The 2414-nt window shown below is 73.6% G+C and carries 2 protein-coding genes; one reads left to right on the plus strand and one right to left on the minus strand.

The genetic code is table 11. From position 1 onward, the window contains the following. The coding region (locus tag PROKR_RS22115; protein ID WP_036967609.1) for a TetR/AcrR family transcriptional regulator C-terminal domain-containing protein at positions 1-618 on the plus strand (618 nt) is incomplete at its 5' end. Here PROKR_RS22115 and PROKR_RS22120 read toward each other — a convergent pair. Further along, positions 615-2414: glycoside hydrolase family 2 protein (locus PROKR_RS22120; protein WP_051433241.1), on the minus strand; the 1800-nt coding region annotated here is incomplete at its 5' end. The two genes, PROKR_RS22115 and PROKR_RS22120, sit on opposite strands and share 4 nt — an antisense overlap.

Consider the following 2414-nt stretch of genomic DNA (forward strand, 5'->3'; position numbering starts at 1 on the left):
GGAGAACCACGGCGCGGGCCGGGCCGCCCCCGCCGCGAGGACGTCGACGCCCGGCGGGCGGAGATCCTCGAGGCCGCCGTCCACCTGTTCGCGGAGCGCGGGTTCGCGGGCACGACCATCGAGGCGGTGGCGCTCGCGGTGGGCGCGACCAAGCGGACCGTCTACCGCCACTTCACGGACAAGACGGGGCTGTTCTTCGCCGCGGTGGAGCGGCTGCACGCTCACGAGCGGCCCGCGGTCCACGACACCGTGGACCTGGAGGAGCTCGCGGCCCGGATGGTGCACATCCTGCACGGGGACGACGCGGTGACGCTCCACCGCCTGGTCATCGCCGAGTCGCGCCAGCTCCCGCAGCTCGCGGCGATGTTCTACGAGCGTGGCCCGGCCCGGTCGATCGAGGTGCTCACCGCGAGCCTCGCGCCCCTGGACAACACAGGACCGGAGAGAGCTGGACCGGACGACGCCCCGCGCGAGACGGCCGAGGCGCTGTACACGCTGCTGCTCGGCGAGCCGCACCGTCGGCGCCTGCTCGGGCTGGCCCCCGCGCCGTCCCGCGCGGAGGCGCGCGCCCATGCTCGCCGAGCCATCGGCGTCGTGCTGGGACCGGGGGCGCGCTAGAGCTTGGGCACCAGGTCGTTCATCGACCGCAGCACCAACCGGTCGGCGAAGTCGGCCGCCTCGGCACCGACCGCCCCGCGGACGTCGATCTGCGCACTCTCGCCGGGGAGCAGGGTGACGAGCGCGTCGTCGGCCTCGGCGTCGGGAGCGATCCGGTCCACCAGCAAGGTGGCGTCCCGGACCAGGGTGCGTGCCGTGAGCCGCACGGACCAGCCGTCGTCGGTCCGCGACGCGTCGACGTCGACCTCGGCCGGCCCGAGCTTCGAGTCACGCGCCTCGGCGTAGAACCAGTGGCTGACTACCGCCCCCAGGCGCGCCACGACCAGTTCGGCGGCAGGGTCGTCCGCCGCGGCGACGGCCGCGTCGAGCACCACGCGCTCGGCCGACCGGGGCGCGACGGCCAGGTCAACGGTCGCGGCGGCGAGCACCGTCCCGTCGAACGCCCGGCGTTCCACCCGCACGATGCCGGTCCAGTCGTCGGCGGTGTCGTTGACGGCGGCCAGCACCAGGCCGCCGTCTTCGGGCTGCAGGGTGAGCAGCCGCTCCGCGTGGGCGTACCGCAGGGCGTGCAGCAGCGGCTTGCGCCGCTCGTCCCCGTCGACCGCCGCCCAGGAGGTGACCGGCCAGCAGTCGTTGAGCTGCCAGACGATCGTGCCGGTGTTGTGCGGCGTCAGCGAGCGCCACCACTCGATCGCGGTGCGGACGGCCACGGCCTGGTTGAGCGACATGGCCCAGTGCCAGTCGGCCATGTCGTCGGGCAGCGGCAGGTGGGCGGTGAGGCCGAGCGTGAGCTTGCCGTTCCCGTCGTTGGCCTTCTGGTGCACGATCATCCCTGGCGACTCGGGGGTCAGCGGGTCGTCGGAAGCCGAGCGCTTCAGGGTCGACCACGTGGGCGGTCCCTGCCAGCCGAACTCGGCGACGAACCGTGGGCGGTACTCGCGGTAGTGCGGCCAGTCGCGGGTGTTCCAGAGGTCCCAGACGTGGACGGTTCCGTGCGCCGGGTCGTTCTGGTAGGCGTCGGGGTCGGGCGAGAACGGGCTGCCGGGCGTGTAGGGCACGTGCGGCGCGAGCTCGGCGACCAGGGACGGGAACAGGTCGTAGTAGTAGCCGGCGCCCCAGGTGCGGCCCTCGAGCTTCTCCTGCCAGTGCCAGTCCTGGTGGCCCCAGACGTTCTCGTTGTTGCCGTTGAGGACGACGAGCGAGGGATGGGCGGCCAGGCGCACGATCGCCTCGCGCGCCTCCGCCTCGAACTCGGACCAGAGCGGCTCGTCCTCGGCGTAGGCGGCGCATGCGGTGAGGAAGTCCTGCCAGGTGAGGATGCCGCGCTGGTCGCACTCGGCGTAGAAGTCCTCGGACTCGTAGATGCCGCCGCCCCAGACGCGCACGAGGTTGATGCCCGCGAACTCGGCCTGGGCGAGGCGTCGGGCGTACCGGGCGCGGTCCACGCGGTGCGGGAACGCGTCGTCGGGGATCCAGTTGGCGCCGCGGACGAGGATCTGTTCGCCGTTGACGACGATCGCGAAGCCGGTGCCGCCCGCGTCCGGCTCCAGGCGGACGGCGGCCGAGCGGAACCCGACGCGCCGGGTCCGTGCGTCGCTGACACCGCTGTCGCTGTTGCTGTCGCCGCTGTCGTCATCGCCGTCGAGCAGCTCCACCACGAGGTCGTAGAGCGGCTGGTCGCCGTGGCCGCGCGGCCACCAAAGGCGGGCGTCGGGCACAGCGAGGTCGACCGCGGCCACGCCGCCCGTCACCTCCGCTGTGGCCTCGGCGTCCGCGACCCGGACCCGCACGCGGGC

The organism is Promicromonospora kroppenstedtii DSM 19349, assembly GCF_000515355.1.
Lineage (GTDB): Bacteria > Actinomycetota > Actinomycetes > Actinomycetales > Cellulomonadaceae > Promicromonospora > Promicromonospora kroppenstedtii.